A 26,432-nucleotide genomic window follows, 5' to 3' on the forward strand; every position below is an offset into this window, starting at 1 on the left:
CCGACAGTGACTTATTGTTTTGAATAGTTGATTTCCAAATCATTTGACCGGACCTCTTTTAATTTTACTCTTAATTTACTCTGTAACTCATCGACTATGCACGAATAAGCTGGATTCTTTGCAAGATTTATAAACTGCTCCGGATCATTTTTCATGTCATAAAGCTCCATTCCCGAAGCTCCATCTTCGTCGTATTGGATGAAGGCAAAATCCGGTGTTCGGATTAAAAATGACTTGCCTTCCTGAGACACCGAGAATGCAAAATCTCGCACCTTTGTCTCCGGATTTTCGAGAATTGGAATTAGACTTTTGCCTTGAACCCCCTCAGGGTAATCCAGTCCAGCCAAATCAGCCAAGGTTGGGTAAAGGTCCAGCAGTTCTGTAAATGAATTTGCGACCGCAGGCTTTTTGCCTGGCACCTTTATTATCAAAGGCACAAGGACCGATTCTTCATGTAGGCTTACTTTCATCCAGAATTCATGCTCATCCAAATGGAATCCATGATCGGAAGTGAAAATGACAATGGTATTATCTTCCAGCCCCTCATCTTTCAGCGTTTTTAGTACCTTCCCAACTTGCGTGTCCATATAAGAAACAGAAGCATAATAGGCGGCGATAGCTTTTTGCTTTTGCACCGGATTCATATCAGCATTTACACTGGTCACGTAATTAATGCCACGTTCCGGAATATCATCCCAATCGTTTTCCACCTGCTTCGGAAGCTTAATTTCTTGATGAGGAAAAGGCTCAAAGTAACTCTCTGGAGCGACAAAAGGAACGTGTGGTCTCACAAAACCAACCGCCAAAAAGAATGGCTCATCTTTATGTTTTTGAATAAGTTCCGAAGCTTTCTCTGCCGTTTTCCCGTCAGAGTGCGCTAGATCGTCACCAGTAGCTTTGACGATTGTCATCACATTTCCGCCTTTCCGCTCTATGCTGCCATCCGGATTGTTTTGGACTAGTTCAGCTTTTCCGTCAGCCTTCCATTCCGGACCTTGGGAATTAAACTTATCTGTCCACGATGCTGGATCATCCTGCCCATCAGAGCCGGTTTCGATATCTATAGGAACTCCCATATGATAGATTTTGCTTACCCGGGCTGTGTAGTAGCCATTTTTCTTAAAAAGCTCGGCAATTGACGGCCTGTCTTTCCCTACATTTTCCCGCCCACTTACATAGCCATAGGTTTGTGTAGCATTGGGATAATATCCAAACATGAAAGATGCCCTTGAAGGCCCACAGACAGGATATTGTGTGTAAGCATGGGTAAAAACAGTACCCTCTTTAGCTAGCTGATCTATAGCTGGCGTGTGTGCAATTTTATTACCGTTTACCCCAAGAGCAGTCGTAGTCAAATCATCTGAGATAATGAAAAGTATGTTCGGCTTCTTTCTTTGCTGTGCAAAAGAAGTCGTTGCAATTAGGAATAAAGAAATTAATAGGTGTTTTCTCATTTATAAGGTGAAATCAATTGCCTAATTGGCATCGCTGAAATTGTAGGTCTGCTGGCCTAAGTTAAGCTTTGATTCTTATAATTGATGAATGATCGTCAATGATTGTAACCCACAATCTTAATAAACATAGCCAGTTTAATAAGGGGCGGAAGACGGAAGACCTAGGTACACTTACCTAAAATTAAACTTAACCATGGTTGCTTTAGAGATTACACTGGCAATAATTCAGAAATTAATAAAAAGGAAATTGAACCTATTAAGTTAGATTTATGACAGCCTTTAGGTAAATCGGTAAGAAAGGAATCAAAGTCCTGGGCTATCCGTTACTAAAAAAAAATCAATAAAATGAGCAATACTAAAAAAGCATACATCGCAGGCGGTTGTTTTTGGGGGATGGAAGATCTCTTCAGAACGAGTCCAGGAATCGTAGATACGGAAGTTGGATATCAAGGTGGGCAGAATGAAAATCCTACTTATAGAAACCATCCAGGCCACGCAGAAGGCCTTGAATTGACTTATGATCCTAGTGAAACATCCTTCAAGGAGATTTTGGATTACTTCTTCAGAATGCACAATCCCACGACGGTGGACCAGCAGGGTAATGACAGAGGTTCGAGCTATAGATCTGCGATCTTCTACCAAAATGAGGAAGAAAAAGCGGAAGCTCAGGAGATGATTGACATCGTCAACGCATCCGGTAAATGGCCGAGCAAGGTGGTGACTACCCTGGAGCCTTTTGCGCCTTTTTGGCCAGCAGAAGACTATCATCAGGATTACTTAGTGAAAAACCCGAATGGGTATACTTGCCACTTCTTGAGGTTTGAGGAGAGTTTTATTGAGGAGTGAGGAGGAGGGATGTCAGGTGACCGATGTCAGATGTAGGCTGGCGGAAGACGGAAGACGGAAGACCGATGTCAGATGTCCGAAGATGGGAGACGGGAGATGGAAGACCGATGTTAGATGACCGATGTAGGGTGCCCAAAGACGGAAAACGGAAGTAGGCTGAAGTGTAGAGTTAAGTATATCTTATGATGCTTTGTCTCTTTGCTTTTCTGCTAGCATGAAAATTCAAGTAATAAAAGAAGAGGTCAGATCAATTGTTGAGGCCGCACCGGTCATCGGTCATCCGACATCCAGCAAACCAAAGAAACTGCTTACATCTTTAAAGACAAATATTTATACCCCAAAATAACCACCCCTAAAATGAAGCACATTTTAAAATCGATTTTCTTAGGCTCCGTTGCGATACTTGCTTTTGCATGTAAAACCGAAGAGGCTGAAAAAACTGCGGAGAGGCCCAACATCATCTTTATCATGTCGGATGATCATGCCTACCAGGCAATTTCCGCTTACGACAATACCTTGATCGAAACTCCCAACATCGATCGAATAGCGAAGATGGGTATGCTTTTCACCAATGCATCTGTGACCAACTCTATCTGTGCACCTTCTAGAGCTACGATTTTGACTGGTAAGCATTCGCACATTAATAAAAAAGTGGATAACCATTTTCCCTTTGATACAACGAATGTGACTTTCCCGCAGATCCTTCATGATGCAGGATATCAGACAGCCATGTTTGGAAAGCTACACTTTGGCAACAGCCCCAAAGGCTTTGACCAGTTTAAGATTTTGCCTGATCAAGGAGTGTATTACAATCCGGATTTTATCACCAAAAATGAAGGTACTATTAATGTGGAAGGGTATGTAACCGACATTATCACGGATATGACGTTGGATTGGCTGAAAAATGAGCGCAAGGCTGATCAACCTTTTATGCTGATGTATCTTCACAAAGCCCCACACCGGGAATGGCTTCCTGCGGAGAGACACCTTGAGGAATTTACTAACAGAACTTTCCCGGAGCCTGCCACGCTTTTTGATGATTATTCCGGAAGAGGAAGAGCTGCCCACGAAGCAGAAATGAATCTGCTTACCGATATGCACTGGTCTGGGGATTCAAAAATTTATCCTGAAGTGATGGATGAATTGGGGATAGAAGAGACTTCTTCTTGGGACAAGGGAGCTTTCGCAAGGGAAGTTGGAAGATTAAATGAGTCCCAGCGAGCCAACTGGGATAAGGCTTATATGAAAGTAAACGAAGACTTCAAAAAAGCCTACCCAACCATGACAGAGGAGGATAAAATGAAGTGGAGATATCAGCGCTACATGCAGGATTACCTAGGCACGATCAAAGCTGTGGATGAAAACGTAGGCAGGGTATTGGATTATTTGGAAGCAAATAATTTGATGGAAAATACGATCATCGTCTATACTTCTGACCAAGGGTTTTACCTAGGCGAGCACGGATGGTTTGACAAGCGTTTTGTGTACAATGAGTCTTTCAAGACACCACTATTGATGGCTTGGCCAATTAAAGTCAAGGCGGGAACCAAATCAGATGAGATGGTTCAGAACCTTGATTTTGCACAGACATTCCTAGCAGCTGCTGGAATAGAAGCTCCTTCAGATATGCAGGGAGAGAGTTTGTTGCCTTTGCTTACTGGGGAAACTGATAAGTGGACCCGAGATGCGGTTTACTATCACTATTACGAATATCCATCGGTGCATATGGTGAAGCGTCACTATGCGATCATTACCAAGGACTATAAATTGGTACACTATTACTTTGACAATGATGAGTGGGAATTGATCGATAGAAAGAAAGATCCTATGGAGTTGACCAATGTCTATGATGATCCAGCTTATGCGGAGATCCGGGCAGACCTGCACAAACAGCTAGATGGCTTGCGTGAAAAGTACGGTGACAGTTCAGAGCTAAGTCAGGAATACATCGATATGTATCTGGATGATTTGGCAGAACGCCAAGGATTCTTTGGAGCCAAGGACACTACGTTGATTGATAAGATTTTTGAGGAGAGAAAGAAGAAGTAATCATTGTATGATAGTCGGCAATTATGCAAGTGGCCTTGTTTTCTTTGCTCATCCGGTCAGAAGACCGGAGACGGGTGACCGAAGCGGCCTAAATGCTATTGTTTAACTGTCTAGAAGTCGCTTTTGGTGTTTTATATGAACGCTTTTTACGAAAAAGAAAATAAATTGTACAATGATAGAGGCCTCAGCGGATTAGTTCGCTGGGGCTTTTTTTATCTTTTCCCGCGAAGACCGAAAATTTAACCCAGTGGGCACAGTTGATATTTTGTTTTAATGAAGCAAAAAGGGCTGAAGGCCCTCGATATCAAAGCCCAGTCCGACTAGGGCTGGGTTTAAAAATAAATTTGAATACACTAGCTCTGAAGGAGCGAAATAATGCATGTTTGAGTAAGTCTCTGCAAAGTGATTTTCTGATTTTTTTACCGCAAAGCCGCGGAGATCGCGAAGGAAAACGCAAAGGTTTAAATTCCTTTTTAAAGAAAAATTCTCTGCGCCAAAAACTCTGCGACCTTGGCGCCTTTGCGGTAGAAATTATTTTATCCAATCTCTCGTGGGGTCGAAGCTTTTTACCAAGAGAATAACTTCATCGAGCTGCAGCAAAAACAATTTGACTTTTGAGTAAGTCTCTGCAAAGTGATTTTCTGGTTTTTTTAACCGCAAAGTCGCAGAGATCTCGAAAGAAAATGCAGAGAGTGCAGTTTGGCATGAAATAGGGCTGAATGCCCTAGATATCAAAGCCCAGTCCGACTAGGGCTGGGTTTAAAAATGAGTTTGAATGCATTAGCTCTGAAGGAGCGAAATATTGTATTGTTTGGTACTCCTTTGCAAAGTGATTTTCTTTTTGTTTTACCGCAAAGACGCGGAGATCGCGAAGGAAAATGCAAAGGCTTGAATTCCTTTTTAAAGAAAAATTCTCTGCGTTAAAAACTCTGCGACCTTGGCGCCTCTGCGGTTACAACCACTTTTTATTAAAATCTATTTTATTACCCATTTGAGCTTCCTAATTTAAAAGCAAATAACCCAAACCCATGAATAACCTCAATCAACCCTATCCAATCTCTCCTGAGGCCAAAGCTTTTTACCAGGAAAATAACTTCATCAAACTAAAGCAGGTGCTTAGTCCAGAAGAAGTCGCTCATTTCAATGAAGTGATTTCAGCAGAAGTTCAGCGGAAAAACACCCAGGATAAACCTATGGAGGAGCGGGATACCTATAGCAAGGCATTCTTGCAGATTTTCAATCTTTGGACAGAATCTGAGGAAGTCAAAAAGCTGGTGCTCAGCAAACGACTAGCTCAAATCGCCGCGGATCTAATGGGCTGCGAGCAAGTTCGGATATACCATGATCAGGCCTTATTCAAAGAGGCGGGTGGAGGAATTACTCCTTGGCACGCAGACCAGTATTACTGGCCGATCGACACGGATAACACGATTACCGCTTGGATTCCTCTTCAGGCAACTCCGCTGGAAATGGGACCGCTGGAGTTTTCTGCCGGAAGCCAACAGATTGTTTTTGGTAGAGATTTGGAAATAGGAGATGACTCCGAACTTAAAATCAAACAAAATCTCCGAATCAACAACTTTGAGCATGTGATCGAAGCATTTGATTTGGGAGAGGTGAGCTTCCACTCAGGATGGATTTTCCATCGCGCCGGGGCCAATCAAACTGATCAGATGCGAAAAGTAATGACTGTGATCTATATGGATGCTACCGCCAAACTCAAAAATCCTGAAAATGCTAATCAGATCAATGACTGGAATACCTGGTGCCCGGGAGCAAAGATCGGTGAGGTGATCAATACGGAATTGAATCCTGTTGCGGGGGATTTAGGGTAGCGGTCTCGGCTATAAGTAGTTGAGTGATTTAGCGCTTAGCTTTGAAAGTACATACCAATCTGAAAATCCGAAAGGATTTTCAGAGATATGATAGAGCAAACATTTACTTGTAGCCATCTTTGGCATCTGGATTTTTATCTTCTTAATCTTTTATCTGCAAGAGCTAAATATTTTAGTCCGCTTTGGTCAAATACATTTTCTGCTCTTTCTATCTGTAAAGCAGAATACACAGCATTTACAAATCCAGGTAATGCACCAATTACTGCTCCTGTCGTTGATTCTGCCTCAATTCCTTGATATGCACCGATTAGACCACAAACAGTACCAAACAAAATACGGTTAAATTGACTCTCATTCATTTTAGCAGATAATTCATCTCTTCGTTGAGTTAGTTCTGCTAGTCGCTGATAGAATAAAGGTGTTCCCTCAATTATGTTTGGGTCAAGTGCAATTAATTCCACTTGAGTTCTAAAAGCTTGTAATAAGTCGGAATGCTTTTCTTTAAATCTCATTAAGCGAGTGAAATCAATATCTTGAGGAAAAGGAATTAAACTACTTAAAATTATTTCTCTTTTTTCCTGTGTTTTTTTAAATGAGTTTCGATAGTGAAATGGCTTAACATAATCGGTTGTTGGTAGCCTATTTGTTTTAGCACTAATTAAAGTTGCTAAAAAATTCATTAGATTATTTGCTGTCCTTTTCTCGACTGAATACCAACGATCTTCTGAACTTTCAGCAAGTCCTAATTGCTCTAATTGGTAAAATATTTCTTGGTCAAACTTATCAGCGTGTATATTGGCTTTTGAGAATTTTTCACTGTGGATATTTCCACGATTACCTTCAATGAATCTATTTTGTGCTTTTTCGAGTTTTTTACTGTTTTCTCGAATTAATTCAATAAATGGTCTTGTTGATTCCCAAGGATTGTCTAAAACATCCATTGGGTTTATTGGTGTGACTAGGTTTTCTCTTACTAACTCAAGCATAAACTCGTCAAAGTTTCTTTCTGGTTCATAGAAATATTCTTGAGGAACAATCGAACCGATATTGTCATAATAGAGAAGAGTTCTCAATGTCCAATCTGTTCTAGGAACATTTATGTATGGAAAGTAAAGTAAGTTACTCATTCAGTTCTGTTTTTAACTTTCTGCTAACATCTGTGTATACGCAACTAGTTACGTATTTTTCCTATATATCTTAATTTTATTCTTCCCAAAATCTCTGCTTTCATCCCTCGAAGATTCTGTCATTCAAGAAAGTATGTTTTAAGTTGTTATTCATACCCTCAGCAGGGTGTTTTATGCGTTTTTTAGGGAGTGATGGATGCCACCGCCAAACTCAAGAATCCCAAGAATGATAACCAGATCCATGATTGGAATACATGGTGCCCGGGAGCAAATATCGTCGAGGTGATCTATACGGAATTGAATCCTATTTCTGGGGGTTAATGGTCAATGAGGATATGCAATATGAACCATGTTTAAGACGTTTTATTGTTCGATATTTCGTTTAAAAAGCATTTTCTCGGGCACATCTTCCAGAACGATTATCTTCCTAAAATCAAAGTCAAAATCAAATTCACCATAGAGTCCTTTTTTGAATTCAGGGATTTCAATTTCGTCCTCACTAAAAGTTACTATATATTGAAAATTTTTAGTTTTATATAATTGTAGATGCTTTCGGTTTAGATAGTTTAGATAATTAACCATTATCTTATGAGACATGTTCCCAAAAACACCATCATGAATTAAGAAGTCAGGCAATTGTCTTTTATTCTGAATTGCGTTGAGAAAGATCATTAAATCATAAGAAATCATTTTTAAATCCTCTTGTCCTAAAGAACCTGATTTTGGTACTTTAATGTCAATTTTAAACGGTAGATCTGTCTTTTTACCTCTCTTTTGTGATAAACCATAATATCCACTGGTATGATTTTCGTCAACAACTAGTGCAGAGTAAAGAATTTCTGAAAATAATGTTCTTAGCTCATTTGCTAATTTTACAGATTCATGTAGGTCATTAGAAATATCCCTTTTAACTTCACTTAACACTATTTCTTGATCATAAAGAATTTGATTATACTCATCTATTTGAATTAATACTTGATTCTGTCTTTCAATAAGCCCTTTCTCTTGAATTAATTCCTCATATGTATTTTCCAGTTTTTCAAATGCCCCATATTCTTTAAGTTGAGATAATAGTTTGGTCCTTGATTCTTCCAATTTAGAGAGTTCAGTGAAAATAATGTCAATAGATTGATTGAGTTTCTTTTCTCTGCTAATAAGGAATTTAGTTCTGTTTTCTATTATTTCGGATTTAAAGCCAGAGATCTCATCTAGAGATTTTTTAATTGCTGTTCCGAAGTTTTGAAGTACTTCATTGTATATTTTTTGTACTTGCTGAGTGTCAAGTTCTGTTGATTTCTCATAAGACTCTCTTATGTTTTTTAGGCGCTGACTAGTAGAGTGATACTCTTTAGATTTTTCATTTATTTTAGAAATTATTTTCAATAATTTTTCTTCTAAATCTTTATGTGAACCCTTAAAGTCTAAAGTCTTTATTCTGGCTTCAAGGATTTTGACCTTTTGCTCAAGTTTTAATTTTTCAGACCTATACTCTTCGACTGAAAAACCTGTATCAGCTTGAAGTTTATCTTCACTGGTTTTTAAAGCTTCTTTATATCGTTTGTATTCTTGACTGATTTCTTTGAAATTGATAAGGCTATTTGTTTTAAAGCCCATTAGGTAAAAATTGTAAATTGCCTTATCAACTGCATTAGGTGTAAAGCTGAAAAAATTTGTAGGGTCTTTTCTTGATTTATTTTGGACGTCGTCCTTAATGAAAAATTGCATTAAAGATCTGAATCGGTTACCCTCATAATATGTTTCATGGTCTTTTTCGGGAAACAAAATAGTTGATAAAACTTGTAATAATTCTTGTTTTTCGAATTCTGCTAAGGTTTGGCTGTTTTTCCCAAAGTAAATTATTTTATTTTCGTTAAAATTTCGTTTTATGATATAATTATTCCCATTCGCTTCAAATTCTATAAATAAATTATGATTTTCCTTTCTAAGAAAATCATATTTAGACTTATTGAATTCTTTTTCAGAATTATCACCCAAGAACATATAGTTAATAAGCCTTACAAGAGATGACTTGCCAATACCATTGATTCCTTTTGCCTCTTTTGAATCGGAATACTTGCCATAGATTATATTTAATCCAGGTTTGAATTCAATGTCTTGTACAAGCACGTTAGTGTCTGAATAGAGTCTCTTGAGCATGTTAGAATAGTGATGTTTGTTTGTTTATTAATGGAGTAAGTTTGATTTTATAGTCTTTTTTATCAATTAGTCCTACAGCGTAAAGAAAAACTAAGGAATTAAAGAATAGGTCCGGTGTTCTTTTCTCATCTTTCTTTAGGAAATCCCTTAGAACATTTTCTACCAATACATAATTGTTTGATTTAGTACTCGATAGAGTTTTAATTATATCCGCTCCTAAAACCATAAGGTTGATATTTAGATCATCTTCTGGATGTGGAATTAACATATTTAGTTTGATTCGTTTTTAATCTTTTTCCCAATCATACATTGCTCAAAGCAATAAACCAAAAGACTTCTTATGTAATAAGAAGAATAGTCATCTTCGACGTTTGAATATTTATTTAAATAACGATTAGTTAATGATTCTAATTTATATTTGAATGTGCCATTTTCATTGTTGAAATCTCTTTTTATTCTAAGTTTAAGTGAATTAATTTCCTCGGTTTGAAAGGTTGAAAGAATACTATATATTTTTTTAAGCGTCCCTTGAGTGTTAAGTTCTTCATACTCTTCAAATGCTGAATTCATATCTTTTGGAGTATAGTTTAATTCAATTTTTTCTTCAATATTAACTTCCAGTTTGTAGTTAATTACCTCTCTGTCAATTGAAGTGCCTTGTATTAAATCATCAATAATATTTCGAACATGATCAAATACAATTAATTCTTTTGGCACTCCTAGAAGTTTTGCAACGGATCTCAGTTGTAATGCTGAAAATTCTGTTTCGATCATGTGCATGATTTGATCTATACCTTTAATCGAAATATGATTTGTTTCAATATTATGAGTATCAGCAAGTGCTTTTAGGTCATTAGCAATTTTTAATTGAATAGGGGCAAGAGAATTATTATAGTGCATAATCCAATTTGGATTTTTGTCTGCCCATTTTTTTAGAAAATCATCAAAATCATCGTCAACTTTTCTCTTGAATTTTTTCTCATCAAATGTGTCTGGACCATATGCCGCTATAATTGTTTTTGATGAAATTATCAAACCTTCAGCTCCGTCATCTTTCCTTTCTCTTGTCGGTTGAAAACCATCTGAGCCATATTGAATAAGATTAAGTTCCGAAATGAAATTTTCGAATTCAAAACCACGTTTCGATTTTATTAATTCTCTAATATTTGCTTTTAAGGCCTTGTCCATTCTGGGTTTTTATTAATTCTATTCAACATCTGTGTGCACGCAACTAGTTACATAAACTTTCTTTATAACTTTTATTAGCCCTTCCAAAAATCTCTCTAGTTACCTCTTGAAAAATCTTTTTCTCAAGAAAAGGAGTTTTGACTTGAAATTCATACCCTATACAGGGTATTTTGTCCTTTTTTTATGGAGTAGGTCAACTAGTGTCCGACCTTTTTCTTTGATCCTCACTTTCTGCTATTCTTCTATGACGGTTTCTTCCTGAGTAACTACAGGATTGCTAAAATCCTAAAAAGCCCTATTTTATTGCTTCGATTTTATGCCTTTTCCCAAACCCTAACCTGATCCCATGAAGCCTACCTATACTTACAACCAAACTTATATTTGGCTGATTAGCCTCACTGCAGCATTGGGTGGGTTTTTATTTGGGTACGATTGGGTGGTGATAGGAGGAGCCAAGCCATTTTACGAGCCTTTTTTTACTATTACTTCGGTGAGCGATCAGGGTTGGGGAACAAGCTCAGCATTGATTGGCTGCATGATCGGAGCTGGGATTTGCATCTTGATTTCGGATAAGTTGGGGAGGAAAAGATTACTGATCGCCTCTGGCTTATTGTTTTCCATATCGGCTATAGGAACTGCCTTGGCTGGTACTTTCTGGGAATTCAATTTCTATAGAATCATTGGCGGCGTAGCGATGGGAGTAGCGCTAAACCTCTCACCGCTTTACATTGCAGAACTTTCGCCTCCAGAGAAACGAGGCAAAATGGTCACGATTAACCAGCTCCTGATCATGATCGGAGTTTTGCTGGCTCAGTTGATCAACTGGCAGATCTCGCTTGCGGATACCCAACTGGCTGATGATGCCACTTTCGAGATGATTGCAGCGAGTTGGTCTGGGCAAAATGGCTGGAGATGGATGTTTGCTGCTGAGGCTATTCCAGCGCTCTTGTTTTTTGTGTTGATGTTTTTTGTGCCTGAGTCCGTGCCTTGGTTGATCAAGAATAAGGAAGAAGGTCGAGCGCGTACCATTCTCCAAAGAATCGGTGGGAATGCCTATGCAGAAGATTCCATCGCCGAGGTGAAAACTACGTTGAAGGAAGGAGATTTTGGACAGGTGAATCTGAAGGAATTGTTCCAGAAGCGAATTATGAAGCTATTGGGGATCGGTATTTTCCTGGCTTTTCTCCAGCAGTGGAGCGGAATCAATGTGGTGATCTATTACGCAGCTGATATCTTTCAGGCAGCGGGTTATAATCTCAAGCAGATGATGCTGAATATCGTGGTCATTGGTGGGGTGATGGTGCTATCGGTGTTTATCACCATTTTTACAGTGGATAGATTTGGCAGAAAGAAACTCCTGTTGATCGGTACTTCTGCGATGGCGATTCTCTACGGGTTGATTGGTTACTTTTTCTTTAAAGATCTCGGCGGAAATGCAGTTGTATTTGCTGTATTGGCCAATGTGATGTTTTATTCTTTCACCTTGGCACCCTTGCTTTGGGTGGTGCTTTCGGAGATTTTTCCTACCCGAATACGTGGTGCAGCGATTTCCATAGGAGCGCTTGCGCACTGGGTAGGTAACTTCACCCTGACCTATTTCTTTCCCGCTATCCGTGAGAATCTAGGCTGGGCAAATAACTTCTGGCTCTATGGAGGTATCTGTGCTTTTGGGTTCCTCGTGATTTACTTTGTGCTGCCTGAGACAAAGGGCAAGTCCTTGGAAGAGATTGAAAAGGAACTGGTGGGGTGATAGAGGCAAGCGTTAAATTGTTGAATCCGCCAACCCGAGACCAAAGTGAACTCGTCGGAGGAAATATAAGAGGGGTTGAAGGCTGATTTGATCCTAAAGTCTAGAGTTTACCTGGATTTAAGGAGTCTTCAATTAGCTACTTTTAGTTGAGATTCATTTGGGCAAATTCCAGAAAATGCGACCAATCCTCCCAGGTCAAATTGTGCTCTCCTTCCCGGATATGGTAGCCCACGGCTTCCTGATGAATGGGTGAATTTATTGTTTCGAATTCAGCCGGAAATTCTATCCTCTTTCCATAAATCTCAGAATATACTCTGCTGCCAAGTTTGATTCCCAGAAACTCACCTTTGGGATCTGCCCATTGGTCGCCTTTGGCACTGGAATAATAGATCGCTCTTGGGGCGATCAGACCGGGTAATAGGTGCTGGTCAATCGGGAGCGTTTCCTCTTTTCCATTGTATTTATTGAAATTGTCTGCAAACCAATAGGGAAATCGAGTATTGATAGCTTCCACAGTTTCCCCATATTTCCGGCGGGAAATGGCAGCTCCTCCGCAACCGGATTCATTGGCGTAGGTGATCTCCCATCTGGGATCATTAGCGGAAGCCCAAAGTGCCGCTTTGCCTGTGCGTGAATGTCCTACGAGGATTGATTTTTTGGTGTCGATTTGAGGATGCTGATCGAAATAATCCATTGCCCGCATCGCTCCCCATCCCCAGGCGCCATAGGCTTTCATGCCGTTTGACATTCCGATTTGCTCAGGATAAAGGGTGGAAATAATTCCGGTAGTGTACGTGTCGTTATTATCCGGCGCAACAGTCTCAACGTGGAAAGAAGCGGTAGCATAGCCTCTCTTGATCAATTCCGGAACTGGCCAAAACTCCGCTTTCACGAGTTTCCCATCAGTGTAAGTAGGCTCATAATTAATCAGTAAAACTATAGGGAAGGGACCACTTTGATTTTTTGGTAAAAACAGATTGATTCGCATCGTATGAGATTTGCCATTTCTTGACACCTTAATATTGACTTCTTCAAGGTCTGCCGATTCCGGGTAGGGATTTTCTTTTTCATTGACTTTTTCGAAGGAAATAGAATCAAAATCTTTTGGTAGAATTCCATAGACCTCAGTCTCAAAAAGATTGAAAATCTCCGGCTTTCTGATATTTTCCCAGTCTGCCAAATTAGAAATCAGGAATCCTTTTTCACTTACAAAAGGATCGGGGAGGACCAAAGCTGGTACCTTACTCTCGTCGTAATTTGCCTGAGATTGAGCCTGCACTGTCATGGAAATTGTGATTAGGAGAGGGAAAATAGCGTATTGAATTTTAGTTCTCATATACATTAATTTTGGGGTGTTTCTTGCATTAGCTTGGACTCGTATGCAGGGAAAGGGTAGATTCTCGGCATGACTTCCACGCCGCTGGTGATTTTCAGGGGAGTTTTTCCTGCGAAAGTCGCCTCAATGAAATATGCTTTATATCCTTCTTCCGGATTCTCCAAGGCCAATTCATAAATCCCAGAATCAGTAATCTTCATTTCAGTGGATTTCCAATTTGGACCAAACTCATCCACCCGAAAGTCACGTGCATTTGGATTTGAAGCTGTCCAAGCTTTCACAGAGATCGGCTTATTCGCTGGATCGAGTGTCAGTTGGATTTTATCCTCCAGCATTTTCCAATCATAAACTGGTCTAGGACTGTCATTCAAAACAGAAGCATAAAAAGAAATCATATTCGGTAGCGCATCAGATTCCGATAGATCATGTCCGAAATTTGGGACGTACTGCATGTGCTTTTCCCCGATCAACTCATTCCAGTAAAACTCCCAACTATCAGGTTGGAAAAATTGATCCCCGGCAGCATTGATCAGAAGTTTTGGCATATCGAAATCTGAGCGAAAAGAATAAGGTTCGGTGATTTCCAGCAAGCGGTCAAATTCCGGAGTTCCCATCCAATCCATGACTCCTTCGCTCACATAGTTATCTACGGCAGGAGCCCAAAATCCGTAGTTTCTCCAGTGGTGTTCAAAGGATTCTTCCAGATTGAGCATATCGATCACGACAGGAATAATCGCAACTACCCGATCATCCGTAGCGGCAGTTGTCCAAGTGGTCCAGCCCCGCTTGGATGCACCGCCGACCACGAAAGAATCTAGCTTCTTTTGGTAATTCTTCTCTACCACCTCAGTCACTGCATCCATTCCCAGTTTCACAGCTTTGGTCATTGGCAATCGGGCGAGCCAAATGGCGTCCTCATCCTTTGCACCTCCTTCGAGAAATTTCCTCCAACCATAGGCGATTATTGCATCTTCGGTTCGCTTTCCTACCGAATCATTGACAAAGGTCAACGGCTGAAAAGGAATGTTGTGAATCTCGGCCACGATAGAATTGGTCTGCATCGCTGCAGCTAAAATCAACTCATTCGGTTTTTCAGGCATTTTCGTTCCGGTGCTTCCTCCTCCTATCCACATTAGACTGGTGGTGAATGGGGAGTTTTTTGGCACCACTACCGAGATCCAATGCCACCATTCTGTTTGATCCACCAAATCAGGTGTGAGCCAGTTTTGGGAAACCATCCGCAACACGTGAAAATCATATTCCTCGCCTGGCACTGAGTGGACGATTTCATAAGAAAAATCTGGGCTTGGACCATTTACGTAATCTTTGAGAAGCGTTTCTGATCTTTCCTGTGGAATTTCTTCGGTCGACTTTTCTTGCTGCTTACAGGAAAAACTGAGGATGATAGAGCAAAGAAGTAGACTTGATAAAAAGTGTTTTTTCATAAAACAGGTTAGCTGGGTTAATAGCTAGAAGGTAAGTAATTAGCTTTTTTGCATCAAGGAAAAGTAGCAGCAGATTTCAGGTAAGTGATTTTTTTGTGAAGCATAAAACATAAAATGGAATTGAAAAAGAGCGGTATTGGTTAAGTGAAAAATAATCAGGAAAAATCATGGAAATAGGCATAGATAGTTTTGCTGCGGCAGCACCGGCGGGAACAGATAGTCAAACTGAAAATCGGAGGAAATCGCTGACCGAACTCATAGATAGGATAGTCTATGCAGATGAAATGGGTTTGGATGTTTTTGGTATCGGGGAGCATCACCGTAAGGAATTTCTGGATTCTGCGACTGCAATAATTCTGGCAGCTGCAGCAACACGGACTTCCAGAATCAAACTCACCTCGGCGGTCACCGTCTTGAGTGCTGCAGATCCGGTTCGTGTTTTTCAGGAATTCGCTACACTGGATTTGATATCAAATGGTCGTGCGGAAATCATCGCGGGAAGAGGTTCCTTTACGGAGGCTTTTCCACTTTTTGGCTTGAGGCTGAATGATTACGATGCGCTTTTCTCCGAAAAACTGGATTTACTACTGAAGATTCGGGATGAGGAAATTGTGACTTGGAAAGGTCAGTTTCGTCCAGCACTGAATCAGCAGGCGATCTATCCCAGACCGCTGCAGGATTCTTTGCCGATTTGGCAAGGCGTGGGCGGAACCCCAGCTTCATTTGTGAGAGCTGGCACGCTTGGTTTACCTTTGATGGTGGCAGTGATAGGAGGGGAAACGCATAGGTTCCGTCCATTGGTAGATATGTATCGACAGGCTGGCGCCAAAGCCGGACATGCTCCTGAGAAATTGAAAGTGGGGTTACATTCTCTGGGATATGTGGCAGAATCTACGGATCAAGCAGTGGAAGCCTACTATCCAGGCTACGCTGAGACGTTCACCAAAATTGGCAGAGAGCGGGGATGGCCGCCTGTCACCAGAAATCACTTCAATGCCCAGACCGGTGAGTTGGGTGCTTTGGTAGTTGGTGGTGCAGAAGAAGTAGCTGAGAAAATCCTACGTCACAGCGAGGCACTGGGAGGCATCGACCGATTCACTTTCCAGATGGACAATGCTAATCTTAGCCATGAGCAATTGAAAAATGCGATTGAACTGATAGGGAAGGAAGTGATCCCGTACGTACAAAATCGAAAGTAAGAAGTCTTAAAACTATGTTGCATTGGAGCTGACTCCGCATTTCTGATTAAGTATTTTCTCATAAAGACTTAATCAGAAATGGTCATGTTGTTTGTCTTGTACTAGAAATTTAACTACAAAATGTTCCTTAGCGAAAGTGGTAGCCTTAATAAAGGAATGTTTGAGTAGGGTTATTTAGAGAAATGTCTCAGGCTTTAACTTCAAAAAATTGAAAAGCCACTCCAGATACCTGGAAAGTTGAAAAAGTAGTTAAATCGAATACCTAGACTTCACTGCTACCAAAAAAGGAATCAAGCAAAGCGCAGAAATAATCAGTGGATGAATCCCGAATATCACGAGCAGAAAAAGGAAAAAGAAAACCAAATAGCCTAGTTTCAATGCTCTTTCCTGAGCATTTCTCCACTTGATCAGACCATAAATCCCCATATTGATAGCGATCAAGAGGATAAGCAAAAAGACTAGATCTGGAATGTTTTCGAGGGTACCAAACTTAAAGACCAGCAAGGCAAGTTCTGGGAAAAGAATGAGTAAAATAGGAACTGAATGTTGCCAGATCTTTCTAGAAAAACTCAATGGCATATTGCGGAAATAGCTTAGTTCGGCTGATTCAAACCCATCTTTCTCCAGCCAAATTGGAAGGTGGATGTAAGCGGCGCAAAGCAAGCCAAACTCCAGCCAACGCAGGTCGTAGCCACCACCAAAATAGAAATAGAAAAACCCATTCAGCAGGAAGATGCTGATGATTTTCACTGCCAGAATCAGCAGGGTTCTGTTTTCTCTCAAATGCATCAAAAACCAAAATTCGAAGCTTAGATTCCTAAAAATTGCAGGTCTAACTCGGGTGCTTTCGGGAAAAGGCTTTTTAAGTTTAAAATATAGGAGCGTGATGTCAGCCAAGAAAATCCCGATAAGGAAAAGCCAAAGTATCCCAAGTTTTACTCCAGCATGAATCCCGATTCCTACATAAGTAAGCAAACCCGAATAGGCTAAAATCAGGGCATGATTTGCCAGCCAAACAGACAGAAAGTTTCGGGCAAGTTGTGGCCAGGTAAAAAAGCCAAGTTGATGAAAGATTCTATAATGCTTGTCATTCAGAAGTCGGATCTGAAATCGTTTTTGAACCAAAGTGTAAGCCAGAAAAATTAATAGGATAACATAAAATCCTGTGGAATTCTGAAGCAGTCGATTGGCTATCATGAGGTGTTGCTTCATTTCCATAAAGACACCAAAAATCAGGATGACCAATATGAAAAAGCCTAGAAAAGCCCGGTAGAAGGTGATTACAAAAGTCTTGAAAAACAGCTCATTCATGACTTTGGATCAGGTTGCCATCTGCGATAGTCAGTACAGAATCATAAGCGAAAAACTCTTCAAAATCCGCGATATGGGAGGTGAGAAGGAAGCTTACTCCGCGTTGCATTTTACGTTTTACCAGTTCGGTAAGTCGCTTCTGCGAACCCACATCGATGGTGGTGTAAGGTTCGTCCAGAATGATCAAGCTTGGTTTGCCCAAGAAAGCTAAGATCAATCCTGCTTTTTTCAACATGCCGGAGGAATAGGTAGAAATCGCATTTTTGGAATACTCTGCAATTCCTAGGATCTCTTTCAGAGAATCGATTTGAAAATGATCAGCTCCTTTGGTTTTTGATACAAAAGCGATCAACTCATCCAAACTTAGAAAATCAGGAAATAGGGGTTCTGCTTCAGAGTAATTAACCAGCTTGCGAAAAGAGATAGGTTCTTTCTTCAGTGAAATCCCATCCAACTTAATTTCGCCTTCAAAGTCATGAATCCCAGCAATGGCCTTCAATAGGGTTGATTTCCCCGAACCATTTTCACCCTTGATCAGATGTATGCCTTTTGACAATTGGAGTGAGTCAATCTCCATTTGAAAGCCTGTAGGATAAGTTTTTTTGAAGTGCTGTATTTCTAGCATAAAGTTATAACCGCAAGCAAATTTCACTCAAATGACACAGTTGTCCTGCTTCAACTGAATCTGGACTTGTTTTTTGCTTAAAAAGTCAATTTCAGAAATTCTAGGTTATGGTGGGAGAGGTTTAGGAATTTTAACCCTGCTGTATTCGATTATTATGAATAATTATCAAAAAACTGGAGCTTTAAATAGATATACCAAATTTTGGTATATTTGAACCAAACTGATTCGGGATGAACAAAAACACCTCCATATCTCTGGGAAATCATTTTGACCAATTTGTGCAAAATAGCATAAAGGATGGTCGATTTAATAATGCAAGCGAAGTTATACGCGCTGGGTTAAGGCTTTTGGAAGAGGAAGAAAACAAGGTGGTAGCTTTACGAAATGTCATTCAAGAAGGAATATCCAGCGGCATTAAAGAGGATTTTGACCCGAAAAAACATCTTGAATCCTTAAAAGCCAAAAAGCATACCAATGGCTAACTATAAACTGACAAAAAGAGCAGTTGTTGATTTGGCTAATATCTGGGATTACACATTTGAAATGTGGTCAGAAGACCAGGCCGAAAAGTACTATGAATCCCTGATAGCAACTTGTCAGGATATTGCAGACAATCCAGCTTTAGGTATAAGTTACCAAGGAATCGAACAGGATCTAATTGGAATGAAATCAAATCAACACATAATTTTCTGTAGAAATGTGGAGGAAACTTATGTGGAAATTACCAGGATCATTCATGAAAAAATGGACTTAAGAAACCGGATATTGGGATAAATCTATTTCTTAAAAACTAAAAGTGATACCGGTAACTTTTCAAGATAAGCGGAGTGTATTTTTTTAAATTGCTGGATTTCTAGCATAGGATTTTCAGAGCAAAGGTTCGCAAAGGGTGTACTTATCCTTCTTCCCCAGAAGATGGACTTGATTTTACCATTCTGATAACTAAAATATCATTTGTGATTCCGAATTGGATTTACATCAATTTCCAAACAACAAGGAAAGATTTAGGGATTTTAAGCAAACTTGATGTGAGTACGAAAATTAAAATCCTGAGCTTATCCTTAGTAAACTATCAAATGATTAATTTGACTTTTTAATACTAATTCCAAAACAATGCGATTAGCCATATTAATTGTATCCCTTCTGCTATCAACATTATATTCAGGACAGACATCTATACAAAAAATAAACCTTACTGCCGGAGAGTTCAACGTAGGTTTCAGGCATTATACGATCAATGATAGCACGAGATCCTACCGAATTCATAATGAGTTTAATAACCAACTTATCTACAGACCGATTCCAATAAGTATTTGGTATCCTGCGACAATTGAAGATAGTATTTCCAAGCAGTTGACAGTATTAGATTATTTAGAAGTTTTAAAGGAAGAGGAAGAGTGGGAAAATTTACCTGACTATTTTTTATTGGATTGGTTTCCTTATTTGTGGAATACCCCCGAAAACAAGGCTCATCTTTCTGAAAGAGTAAATGCTTTTGCTGACCCGGAATTTATAGACGGGCATTTTCCAGTAGTAGTTTATGCACCAAGTTATCAAGCCTCTTCAATCGAGAATTTCGCGCTTTTCGAGTATCTAGCCAGTAAAGGTTTCGTCGTGATATCAAGCCCTTCTAGGGGAACAGATACGCGTCTGTTAGAAGGTGGAACTACAAAAGATATGGAGACACAATCAAGGGATGTAGAATTCCTTCTCAATGAAATTCACAGCTATAAGAATATCGATTCGGAAAAAGTGGCCTTAATGGGATATAGTTTTGGCGGTTTGGCCAACGCTGTAACTGTAATGAAAAACAAGAATATAAGAGCAATTGTAAGTTTGGATGGAACTGAAAGGTACAAATACGCAGTTTTGGAAAAATCACCCTACTTTGATTTGGATAAGTTTACCATTCCTTATGTCCATTTTGCGCAAAAAGAAATTCCGGAAGAAATTTTGAACATCGATAATATTCCTGCCGAATTGAATTACAAGTTCCAATTCTATGATTCTTTAAAATATAGCAATGCTTACAGTTATAAATTTCATGATTTAACGCATTCCTATTTTAGTTCATTCGGTGTTTTATTTGCCAATAGGGATAAGAGACAAGACAAAAGCGATGATGAAATCATGACTTCTTATAACTTACTTTCTGAGCATGCCTTACAGTTTTTAAATGCTACTTTAAAAAATGATGAGAATTCTAATGCGTACATAGAAAACAGCCCTGATAAAAATGGCTTTTCAGAAAACCTGATTTCTAAAAAAGAGAAAAAAGCCAATACAATTGAATTTAATTATAAGTATTTCAATGATTTAGCTTTCAATCAAGATTACCAGGATTTAATTCCCTTATACGAAAAAACACTTGCGAAATATCCAAATCTTCAGCTAGAAGAAGGTATGTTAAATACACTAGGTTTGAGATTTTCATTTGACCCATTAAAATTCCAACAAGGTATAAATGTGTTTTTATTGGCCTTACATATTTATCCAGACTCTTCGAATTTATACGATAGTTTAGCCGAAGCTTATTTTTATAATAAGGATTTTAAAAATGCTATTTCTAATTACAAAATGTCTTTGGAGTTAAATCCTGAAAACCAGAATGCAATTGACAGATTGAAACAACTTGATAAATAAAGCCAGGAGAATTTATTCAAAAAATGGTGGAATAGTAAGAGATAGAGCCTTGGTTGATGCCAAACATTGTATATAGTAAATTATTAGCGATTCCATACCGACCCAAGGCCATATCCAAAAGCTGGCTGCCACCCTTTTAATAAACTGTGTATTAATTACAAAAAAATAAAAAATGAAATCAATAGGATTTAGAACATCATTGCCGATTACCGAACAAGACAGTTTTCTGCTTTTCGAAAAAGAAATACCAACACCTGCAGGAAGCGATCTGTTGGTAAAGGTGGAAGCTGTATCTGTAAACCCGGTTGACTATAAGATACGTCAAAATAGTTTGAAGAATAAGGAACAAGACACACCTAAAATCATTGGTTGGGATGCTGTAGGAACAGTTGAGGCGGTAGGCCCAAATGTTTCTTTATTCAAAAAAGGGGACGTAGTATTTTACGCAGGAGACATTACAAAAGACGGTGCTTACCAGGAATATCAATTGGTAGACGAGAAGATTGTAGGTTTTGCTCCAGACAATTTTTCCTATGAAATGGCGGCAGCAATGCCTTTGACATCACTTACGGCTTATGAAATTTTGTTTGACAGGATGCGTCTAAGTGCCGAGAGGGATAAGGGTAAATCCATTCTGATAATCGGCGGTGCAGGCGGAGTAGGATCTATTGCTATTCAGATTGCCAAAAAGATAGTAGGACTTACAGTAATTGCCACAGCATCGAGAGAGAATTCTGAAGAATGGTGCAAAAAAATGGGGGCAGACTTTGTAGTTAACCACAAAAATTTAGTGCAGGAAATGGAAGACATTGGCTTTGGAACAGTAGACTTCATTCTTGATTTTGTAGATCTCAATCAATACTGGGATGCAATACCGAAATTAATAAAACCGCAAGGGCAAGTTGGATCTATCAGCGATCCTACGGAACCAGTAAATCTGCGCCAGTTAAAAAGTAAAAGTGTAAGTTTTCATTGGGAATTGATGTTCACCCGTTCTATGTTCCAGACTGAGGATATGATACAGCAACATCACATTTTAAATCAAGTATCCAAATGGCTGTCTGATGGGACTTTGCAGTCTACATTAACTACCACATTGGATGGCTTGTCAGTTGAAAATTTCAAGGAGGCACATGCGCAACTGGAAAGCGGAACCACGATAGGAAAGTTGGTGATAAAATATTAATGCGTGCGGTTTATATAGTTAAAGCGAATGGCTGAGACTGTATTGGCGATTTCGTATTAGATAATAGTCAACTCCTTTGGCCTGCTTCTCCAGAAGCTGGACTTGGTTGGAAATTCTCATTTCTAAACAATACTCCTGTCAAGTTGTGAGTTTCTATGCAATAGAAGAACGGATTAAGGGATTTTAACCTGTATCCGACTAATAATTCTTATTTTAGGGTAAGAAAGTAGATTAAAATACTGGCAATATGTGTTTACTTTGTAATAACAATTCGTGAATTATGGAAACAGCAATAATCAAAATTGGGAATTCAAAAGGACTTCGCTTGAGCAAGACGATTTTAGAGAAATACGACATAAAGGATAAAGTCGATCTGATTCTAGAAAAGGGACAAATCATTATTAAACCTATATCTTCTCCACGAAAAAACTGGGAAGAGGAGTTTAGAAAAATGAGCGAAAACGGTGATGATAAATTACTCATGAATGATGTTTTTGAGGATGAAAACTTGGAGGAATGGACCTGAAACAGTACAGCATCGTACTAGTTAATCTTGACCCAACTGTAGGAAGTGAAATAAAAAAGACTAGACCATGTGTTATCATTTCGCCAAACGAAATGAATAAGTATTTGAACACTATTGTGGTTGCTCCAATGACAACCAATCTAAAAAAGTATCCAACGAGAATTTCTGTCAAGCATAATGGGAAAACTGGAATGATCGCCATCGATCAAATTAGGACTGTTGACAAAACTCGAATTATTAAAGTTTTTAGTCTACTGATAGATAATGAAATTGAAAACTGTAAACAGGTAATAAAGGAAACCTTTGTAGATTGAAAAAGTAAAAATTCCAATAATTACGTGAGCCAGAAAAGACTATAATCCTTTTAAGTAAGAAGCCCCTGATTTCTCAGAGGCTTTTTTTCGTAGAGTGGTAAAATAATTATATCGACTCTCCATGCTGCGACATATCCAAACCCACTTCTTCATATTCCTCACGTACCCGAAGAGTTACGAATTTGTTTAGGAAAAAGAAAATCAAATAAGCCATAGCAAAAGAAAAAACACATACTCCAACTAATACCAGCATATGGGATGCGAATACTCCAACACCCCCGTGAAGTAGGCTAGAGCCTTCCTTTCCCGCGAAAATAGCAGTAAGGATCATTCCCATAATTCCGCCAATACCATGGCAGGCAAAGACGTCAAGGGTGTCATCAATCTTCTTTAGAAACTTAGCATTCATAGCCATATTAGAAACAATTGCACCAGCTGCGCCAAAGAAGAAGCTCTCTGGAACGGTGATATATCCAGCTGCCGGGGTGATCACTACCAGGCCTACCACTGCGCCAATACAAGCTTGAAGTGCAGAGATTTTCCTTCCCTGAATTCTATCAAAAAGTACCCAAGTCATCATCGCTGTCGCTGAACTGATCGTCGTGGTAGCAAAGGCCAGAGCGGCAGTGGCATTTGCCCCAAATGAAGAACCTGCATTGAACCCAAACCAGCCAAACCAGAGCATCCCGGTTCCTAGCAGCACATAGGTAATATTCGAAGGTTCGTGGTGAGGTTTATTTCTTTTGCCCAGGAACAAGGCTCCTGCGAGTGCTGCCATACCTGCACTGATATGCACAACCGTTCCCCCTGCAAAATCCAGCACGCCAAAATAGGAGCCTATCAGACCGTTTGGATGCCAGACCATGTGGCAAAGTGGCGCATAAACTAAGATGGAGAAGATTCCGATAAAGAATAGATATCCGATAAATCGTACCCGCTCGGCAAATGAACCGGTGATGATGGCAGGGGTAATCACTGCGAATTTCATCTGGAATAAAGCAAAAAGAATAAAAGGAATAGAAGTTCCCAAAGCTTTATGTGGCAATTCTGCAACTTGGTCGAAGAAAAGGTATTGAAAAGGATTGCCAATAAGGCCATACTTCACCCCGTCAATCGTAATTCCAATAGGATCACCGAAGGCAAGACTGAATCCCACGACCACCCAGAGCATGGTAATTACACCCAATGATATGAAACTCTGAAGCATGGTGGAAATCAGATTTTTCTTGTTGACCATGCCTCCGTAAAATAATGAAAGTCCCGGCGTCATCAAGAGCACCAGACAGGAGGCAGTTAAAAGCCAGGCTATATCGGCAAATACCAAGTCATTCTCTGTTCCAAAATTCTCAATTATAGGCTGGCTTTGCTTCCAAAATAAGCCCACCACCGGAGCCGCGATAGTAATCAGAAAAGCTACTTTCCACTTAAATTTCATTCCACTTTTTTTCATGCCCCAAAAGTAGAAAAATTTATGTTTTATTCTGTTTTATTTAATGATTACAAAATAAAAAATTAACCTTTTGAAATTTACGACTATAAAGTAGGGTAATTAATTTTTTTGTTTGGTTGTAACAAAGTAAAATACAGGCATTTATAGGGATATGTTTAGAACTTGCAGAAAATAGAAAAGCCCCTTTGGACATGGGCTATTGTTAGTGAAATTTTATACTACTATAGTTTTTTCAAGGCATCTTTTATTCTATCCTTTCCTTCTATTATTTCAAAGGAAATAACTGAAGCTATTTTGGAATCCAATACGTCCACTAAAGTCTGAGCCACATCTTCGCGTGCGATTTTCCCTTGTTTGCCAAGTTTTTTGGCAGCTTCGATCATTCCTGTACCACTGTCATTTGTCAGTCTTCCCGGACGAACTATCGCGTAATTTAAGTCAGTCTTAATCAAATGCTCATCGGCTTTGTTCTTTGCTAGTAGGTATTCGTATAATTCAGAGTCCTCAAAGTCCTCCGGATTTCCAGCTCCCATAGAACTAAGCAAAACAAACTTTTCTATTTTGTGTTTTTGGGCAAGATCTACACTTTTTATGGCTCCTTCCTGGTCAACTGCCTTGGTTTTGTCTGATCCTGTATCACCTCCCGATCCCGCTGCAAAAATAACTTTTGAAACACCTTTATATGCTTGCTCAAAATCCTTTTCTAGATCACCGAGTACCGTTTCTATACCTTTATTCTCAAAATACTTTTTCTGGGATTCTTCTCTGATCATAGCGACAGGAAGATAGGTAGAAGAGTCATTGAGTAGTGAGCTAACTAGTTTACCTGTGCTTCCATTAGCACCGATAATCAATACTTTTTGTTTTTCGGTATTCATGAGTTTTTTTATTACCCAAAACCCAATAAGCAAGCCATATCAAGTAGCCGTTTTACTCTAAGCTTATATGATCAAAAACGTAAGTTGGCTGAGAAGATATACATACAGAATCTGAGGTCTGTTGAAGTCCCAAGTGAAGGGAGCAAATGGTGCGATTGTAAAAACAATATTTACTTATTCAGAACTGCCTAATCCAGCCAAAAATTAGGAAAATGGGGCTATTCAGCTTATCAATCCTTGGATATTAGGCGACTTACCATGATGCCGGATTGGGTTTTATTTCCTTTCAAGTAATCGGCTAAGGGCAGCTCTGATATCTCCACTTCTCCATTTTTTGAACTTGCATGCATCAAATGAATTCTTTCATTTTTCTCTATTGCGAAGCCCGTATGTACAATATCCAAATTGGACATGCTGGTAGTAATGGCAATAATGTCCCCAGATTGAATATTTTTTTCAAGGGATTGGATTTCACCCTTGGGAATATAGAAATACCCACGTTTTTCTATTTTTGACTCAATCTCTTGGATTGCGCTAAGATTTTCGGATTCACTTAGCTGCCTGTAAAACTGAGGTTTTTCAGACATAAATGATGGCGCATTTGCATAAGGTGATCCCCCAACTTCCTTAGTAACATCCTTCAAAATTCCCTTTTGTTCATTTTCAAAAATCCAATCCGAAAAGTAATGTAAACGTGATGAGTACCCTTCATTCATCCCGTTTCGATACCTGAGTTTTTCCAGTTCTTTTTCAAAAGCTTCGAAATTAAATTTGCCGTTTTCTTCAAGACGGGTCATCGATACTACGGTTTCTACGAAAGTGGTACAGTCCACACCTTGTAGATTTATAACAAGCTTTTCGGATCCAGGAAGCTCCAGCGTTTTTTCCACATAGGGAGTCTCAAGAAACCACTTCCCGATTTCTATGTTAAGTTCATTGGGAGATTTGTCGGAATAGTTGCCCTCAGCAAGTTTGGCTAGAAAGCCTTCCAGTTTTTCACGACTTTCCAGTGTGCAAACGGTTTGGGCATAGGAAAAGAAAGAGATAAGAAGAAAAAGGCCTAGGCCAATAATTTTCTGCATAAAGAGAAGTAGTCAATCGGGAGCTTAATAT

24 protein-coding genes are annotated in these 26,432 nt (G+C 39.3%); 12 read left to right on the forward strand and 12 right to left on the reverse strand.

Annotated features, from left to right (window positions below):
* Positions 1-11: 11 nt before the first annotated feature.
* Positions 12-1,454, reverse strand: a complete 1,443-nt coding sequence (locus AACZ73_RS19590) for a sulfatase (RefSeq protein ID WP_339880516.1) — start codon at positions 1,452-1,454, stop codon at positions 12-14.
* 345 nt (positions 1,455-1,799) lie between these two features.
* Between AACZ73_RS19590 and msrA the strand changes: the two genes are divergently transcribed.
* The 4 genes from msrA to AACZ73_RS19610 all read left to right on the forward strand — a co-directional run bounded on the left by msrA (position 1,800) and on the right by AACZ73_RS19610 (position 6,184).
* Positions 1,800-2,300, forward strand: a complete 501-nt coding sequence (gene msrA, locus AACZ73_RS19595; RefSeq protein ID WP_339880518.1) for a peptide-methionine (S)-S-oxide reductase MsrA — start codon at positions 1,800-1,802, stop codon at positions 2,298-2,300.
* A gap of 357 nt (positions 2,301-2,657) precedes the next feature.
* On the forward strand, positions 2,658-4,349 hold the full coding sequence (locus AACZ73_RS19600) for a sulfatase (protein ID WP_339880520.1): 1,692 nt from the start codon (positions 2,658-2,660) through the stop codon (positions 4,347-4,349).
* Between the two features lie 383 nt (positions 4,350-4,732).
* Positions 4,733-4,930 (forward strand): hypothetical protein, encoded by a 198-nt coding sequence (locus AACZ73_RS19605; protein ID WP_339880522.1) that lies wholly within the window; start codon positions 4,733-4,735, stop codon positions 4,928-4,930.
* 447 nt (positions 4,931-5,377) lie between these two features.
* Positions 5,378-6,184, forward strand: coding sequence for a phytanoyl-CoA dioxygenase family protein (locus AACZ73_RS19610; protein WP_339880524.1), 807 nt, complete (start codon positions 5,378-5,380; stop codon positions 6,182-6,184).
* Between the two features lie 134 nt (positions 6,185-6,318).
* Here the strand turns inward: AACZ73_RS19610 and AACZ73_RS19615 are convergent, their stop codons facing one another.
* The 4 genes from AACZ73_RS19615 to AACZ73_RS19630 form a co-directional block, all read right to left on the reverse strand.
* On the reverse strand, positions 6,319-7,311 hold the full coding sequence (locus AACZ73_RS19615; RefSeq protein ID WP_339880526.1) for a kinase: 993 nt from the start codon (positions 7,309-7,311) through the stop codon (positions 6,319-6,321).
* Between the two features lie 363 nt (positions 7,312-7,674).
* Positions 7,675-9,468, reverse strand: a complete 1,794-nt coding sequence (locus AACZ73_RS19620; RefSeq protein ID WP_339880527.1) for a DUF2326 domain-containing protein — start codon at positions 9,466-9,468, stop codon at positions 7,675-7,677.
* Between the two features lies 1 nt (position 9,469).
* Positions 9,470-9,736 (reverse strand): hypothetical protein, encoded by a 267-nt coding sequence (locus AACZ73_RS19625; RefSeq protein ID WP_339880528.1) that lies wholly within the window; start codon positions 9,734-9,736, stop codon positions 9,470-9,472.
* Between the two features lie 2 nt (positions 9,737-9,738).
* Positions 9,739-10,656 (reverse strand): hypothetical protein, encoded by a 918-nt coding sequence (locus AACZ73_RS19630; RefSeq protein WP_339880530.1) that lies wholly within the window; start codon positions 10,654-10,656, stop codon positions 9,739-9,741.
* A gap of 346 nt (positions 10,657-11,002) precedes the next feature.
* Here AACZ73_RS19630 and AACZ73_RS19635 point away from each other — a divergent pair, with 346 nt between their 5' ends.
* Positions 11,003-12,406 (forward strand): sugar porter family MFS transporter, encoded by a 1,404-nt coding sequence (locus AACZ73_RS19635; protein ID WP_339880531.1) that lies wholly within the window; start codon positions 11,003-11,005, stop codon positions 12,404-12,406.
* Between the two features lie 142 nt (positions 12,407-12,548).
* Here AACZ73_RS19635 and AACZ73_RS19640 read toward each other — a convergent pair whose 3' ends face one another.
* A complete protein-coding gene (locus tag AACZ73_RS19640; RefSeq protein ID WP_339880533.1) occupies positions 12,549-13,742 on the reverse strand; it encodes an acetylxylan esterase in 1,194 nt (397 codons plus the stop codon).
* A 5-nt stretch (positions 13,743-13,747) separates the two neighbouring features.
* Positions 13,748-15,187 (reverse strand): PhoPQ-activated pathogenicity-related family protein, encoded by a 1,440-nt coding sequence (locus AACZ73_RS19645; protein ID WP_339880534.1) that lies wholly within the window; start codon positions 15,185-15,187, stop codon positions 13,748-13,750.
* Between the two features lie 167 nt (positions 15,188-15,354).
* Between AACZ73_RS19645 and AACZ73_RS19650 the strand changes: the two genes are divergently transcribed.
* A complete protein-coding gene (locus tag AACZ73_RS19650; protein WP_339880535.1) occupies positions 15,355-16,386 on the forward strand; it encodes an LLM class flavin-dependent oxidoreductase in 1,032 nt (343 codons plus the stop codon).
* A 249-nt stretch (positions 16,387-16,635) separates the two neighbouring features.
* Here the strand turns inward: AACZ73_RS19650 and AACZ73_RS19655 are convergent, their stop codons facing one another.
* The gene (locus tag AACZ73_RS19655; protein ID WP_339880536.1) at positions 16,636-17,697 is read right to left on the reverse strand and encodes a hypothetical protein; all 1,062 of its coding nucleotides are present in this window, start codon (positions 17,695-17,697) and stop codon (positions 16,636-16,638) included.
* On the reverse strand, positions 17,690-18,322 hold the full coding sequence (locus tag AACZ73_RS19660; RefSeq protein WP_339880537.1) for an ABC transporter ATP-binding protein: 633 nt from the start codon (positions 18,320-18,322) through the stop codon (positions 17,690-17,692). The genes AACZ73_RS19655 and AACZ73_RS19660 overlap by 8 nt, the downstream gene beginning before the upstream one ends.
* A gap of 230 nt (positions 18,323-18,552) precedes the next feature.
* Between AACZ73_RS19660 and AACZ73_RS19665 the strand changes: the two genes are divergently transcribed.
* The 6 genes from AACZ73_RS19665 to AACZ73_RS19690 all read left to right on the forward strand — a co-directional run bounded on the left by AACZ73_RS19665 (position 18,553) and on the right by AACZ73_RS19690 (position 22,991).
* Positions 18,553-18,804 carry a type II toxin-antitoxin system ParD family antitoxin gene (locus AACZ73_RS19665; protein ID WP_339880538.1) on the forward strand — a complete coding sequence of 84 codons (252 nt, stop codon included), beginning with the start codon at positions 18,553-18,555 and terminating at the stop codon, positions 18,802-18,804.
* Positions 18,797-19,096 carry a type II toxin-antitoxin system RelE/ParE family toxin gene (locus tag AACZ73_RS19670; protein WP_339880540.1) on the forward strand — a complete coding sequence of 100 codons (300 nt, stop codon included), beginning with the start codon at positions 18,797-18,799 and terminating at the stop codon, positions 19,094-19,096. The genes AACZ73_RS19665 and AACZ73_RS19670 overlap by 8 nt, the downstream gene beginning before the upstream one ends.
* Before the next feature lie 339 nt (positions 19,097-19,435).
* Positions 19,436-20,965, forward strand: coding sequence for a prolyl oligopeptidase family serine peptidase (locus AACZ73_RS19675; protein WP_339880541.1), 1,530 nt, complete (start codon positions 19,436-19,438; stop codon positions 20,963-20,965).
* Positions 20,966-21,137: 172 nt separating this feature from the next.
* Positions 21,138-22,151, forward strand: coding sequence for a zinc-binding alcohol dehydrogenase family protein (locus tag AACZ73_RS19680; RefSeq protein ID WP_339880542.1), 1,014 nt, complete (start codon positions 21,138-21,140; stop codon positions 22,149-22,151).
* A gap of 280 nt (positions 22,152-22,431) precedes the next feature.
* On the forward strand, positions 22,432-22,677 hold the full coding sequence (locus AACZ73_RS19685; RefSeq protein ID WP_339880544.1) for an AbrB/MazE/SpoVT family DNA-binding domain-containing protein: 246 nt from the start codon (positions 22,432-22,434) through the stop codon (positions 22,675-22,677).
* Positions 22,668-22,991, forward strand: coding sequence for a type II toxin-antitoxin system PemK/MazF family toxin (locus AACZ73_RS19690; protein ID WP_339880546.1), 324 nt, complete (start codon positions 22,668-22,670; stop codon positions 22,989-22,991). Before AACZ73_RS19685 ends, AACZ73_RS19690 begins: the two co-directional genes overlap by 10 nt.
* Before the next feature lie 106 nt (positions 22,992-23,097).
* Here AACZ73_RS19690 and AACZ73_RS19695 read toward each other — a convergent pair whose 3' ends face one another.
* The 3 genes from AACZ73_RS19695 to AACZ73_RS19705 form a co-directional block, all read right to left on the reverse strand.
* Entirely contained in the window at positions 23,098-24,441 is a 1,344-nt protein-coding gene (locus AACZ73_RS19695) for an ammonium transporter (RefSeq protein WP_339880547.1), read from the reverse strand.
* A gap of 221 nt (positions 24,442-24,662) precedes the next feature.
* Complete coding sequence (locus AACZ73_RS19700) at positions 24,663-25,319, reverse strand: SDR family oxidoreductase (protein WP_339880549.1); 657 nt, start codon at positions 25,317-25,319, stop codon at positions 24,663-24,665.
* Between the two features lie 230 nt (positions 25,320-25,549).
* Complete coding sequence (locus AACZ73_RS19705) at positions 25,550-26,401, reverse strand: N-acetylmuramoyl-L-alanine amidase-like domain-containing protein (protein ID WP_339880550.1); 852 nt, start codon at positions 26,399-26,401, stop codon at positions 25,550-25,552.
* Between the last annotated feature and the right edge of the window lie 31 nt (positions 26,402-26,432).

The organism is uncultured Algoriphagus sp. (assembly GCF_963974835.1).
Classification (GTDB): domain Bacteria; phylum Bacteroidota; class Bacteroidia; order Cytophagales; family Cyclobacteriaceae; genus Algoriphagus.